Source organism: Peribacillus sp. NPDC056705 (assembly GCF_043656335.1).
Map to the genome: position 1 here is coordinate 1 of NZ_JBHTYI010000104.1, position 2174 is coordinate 2174.

Annotated in this window: 3 protein-coding genes, 1 tRNA gene and 1 pseudogene; 4 read left to right on the forward strand and 1 reads right to left on the reverse strand. The window is 45.7% G+C overall.

Annotated features, from left to right (window positions below; translation table 11 throughout):
• Positions 1 to 57: 57 nt before the first annotated feature.
• Positions 58 to 231, reverse strand: a pseudogene (locus ACFRAK_RS27750) (spore protease YyaC); the annotation flags it as partial.
• A 184-nt stretch (positions 232 to 415) separates the two neighbouring features.
• Here ACFRAK_RS27750 and ACFRAK_RS27755 point away from each other — a divergent pair.
• The 4 genes from ACFRAK_RS27755 (at position 416) to ACFRAK_RS27770 (ending at position 2042) form a co-directional block, all read left to right on the forward strand.
• Complete coding sequence (locus ACFRAK_RS27755) at positions 416 to 658, forward strand: putative Se/S carrier protein (RefSeq protein WP_036717646.1); 243 nt, start codon at positions 416 to 418, stop codon at positions 656 to 658.
• Between the two features lie 15 nt (positions 659 to 673).
• Positions 674 to 1564 carry a mechanosensitive ion channel family protein gene (locus ACFRAK_RS27760; protein WP_394572998.1) on the forward strand — a complete coding sequence of 297 codons (891 nt, stop codon included), beginning with the start codon at positions 674 to 676 and terminating at the stop codon, positions 1562 to 1564.
• Positions 1565 to 1637: 73 nt separating this feature from the next.
• Positions 1638 to 1859: a DUF951 domain-containing protein gene (locus ACFRAK_RS27765; protein WP_394572999.1), complete on the forward strand. Its 222-nt coding sequence runs from the start codon at positions 1638 to 1640 to the stop codon at positions 1857 to 1859.
• A gap of 92 nt (positions 1860 to 1951) precedes the next feature.
• Positions 1952 to 2042 (forward strand) — tRNA-Ser (locus ACFRAK_RS27770).
• The last annotated feature ends 132 nt before the right edge of the window (positions 2043 to 2174 follow it).

Sequence of the window (2174 nt, forward strand, 5' to 3'; positions counted from 1 at the left end):
GAGGGAACTGTTGTACCTGGCCAGCGAAGTTCCAACGAGCGGACCTAAGCAATCTCATGTTGCACGATCTGTGCCGATGCAGACGATCACCAGCGGACGGTGCTGTGTTGTGGCGTCAGACAGGTGAAATAGCAAACGATGTATAATAGCAGAATGGATATTCGGATCGGTATGTGGTATTTTTAAGCTGGAAGGCTCGGGACGGGAAGCGAAACTAGATAGACGGTTCATAGAATCTTCCTTTCGTCTGCATTTGGTAGTATCAGTATATGGATGAATACGGGTTTTTATACTTGATGAATACGATTTGTATACACGGTAGTTCATCGGGTCGATGCAGAAGAGGTCCAGGGAATGATAGAGTAGATTTATAAAAGGAAGATACATATGGAGGGAATGCGTCGTGGAAGGGGCTATGCTGATAGCATTTGATTCTACCCAGCAGGCGCTGCGGGCGGAGATGCTGCTGGAATACGGGGAGATTGAGATTGATCTGTTTCCAACGCCGAAAGAGATTACAGCAGGGTGTGCATTATCGATTCAATTCCCGGCTGATGTGTTAAAAGAAGTTCAAGAGATTATAGAGCAAGAGCGCGTGGAGATTCGGGGGATCTTTGTGCTTGATGTCAACAACACGTATATAAACATCGAGGAATAACAGGAGGAGCATAGCATGAGGGGGACGGGCTTCTTAGCAGAAGGAGACCAAGGTCTGGATAATGTTGTCAAGGAGGTCGGTAGTGTGAAAGACGCAGTATGGAAGTGGCTAACCAATGAGGAGATGTGGATGAATGTACTAAGCTCAGGACTCCGCATTATCGTTATATTTCTTCTGACTCGAATTGTTATTCGCGTAGTTTATAGGATGATAGACCAGTTCCTGTTAAGACAAGAGAAAAGTCGTATTCAAGTCAATTCCCGCCGTTTCGTTACGGTAGGTGAGCTGCTAAAAAACGTAACTTCATTTGTATGTAACTTCGTGATGATTCTCATCATCCTTTCGGAATTCGATTTCAAACTTGGTCCACTACTCGCGGGTGCAGGTGTGCTTGGTCTCGCGATCGGTTTCGGAGCACAGAGCTTGGTCAAAGATGTGATTACGGGGTTCTTCATTATTTTCGAGGATCAGTTTGCGGTAGGTGACGTCATTAAGAGCGGAGAATATCGTGGGACGGTAGAGGTTATCGGACTTCGTACAACGAGAGTGCGGGGGCTAAATGGGGAAATCTACATCATACCCAATGGTATTATCGCGAGCGTGACCAACTACTCTCTCTCGAATTCACTGGCCATCGTAGATTTGCCGGTGAAGAATGACCAGCAGTTGAAGGACACGGTAGCATTAATTCAAACGGCTATGAATGGTATTAAGGAGCGTCGACCAGAGATCAGGAGCACGCCGGATGTTCTTGGCATTCAGTCCTTAAGCACTTCGGAATATGTAGTACGTATCGTAGCAGAGTGTAATCCGAACGCAAGAGAGGATGTGGAGCGCCAAATTTTCACAGACATTAAACAAGCGACTGAGGAACAAGAGGTTGAACAAGAACGTGCTGAAGGTTGAAGTGGATTGTAATTCATGGACCGTGCTATATAATGAAGTAATGATAGTTTAAAGGAGCGGGGGAGCGGTAACCATGGAACGGAAGGTATTTCAATTAGGTGATATCGTTCAGATGAAGAAACCGCATCCCTGTGGGAATAATGAGATGGAGATCATTCGCATGGGGATGGATATTCGGATTAAATGCACTAAATGTCAGCACAGTGTGTTAATCCCAAGGATCAAATTCGAGAAAAACATGAAGAAAGTGCTTCGTTCAACGCAAGAAGGTGAAGGGGCTGGGGAGACTCCTTAATCGGATCTACTCCTCCCTCATACCTGTTTAAATGAATCAATGGCCAAGCTATTGACTGGTTGCTATTCCCATGATATAATCAATCTTGCTGTGGAAAGGTACCCAAGAGGCCCAAGGGGGCTGACTCGAAATCAGCTAGGCGTCGCAAGGCGTGCGTGGGTTCGAATCCCACCCTTTCCGCCATTAGTATCCATAAGATTAAATGCAGAGATCCCACTTGCCTACAAGTTGGGATCTTTTTAATATGTATTCTGTTCATAATGAAAAAGGGCCCTTACGGACCCTTTTTCTTGTAGGCGGCGCTTGTGAAATGGA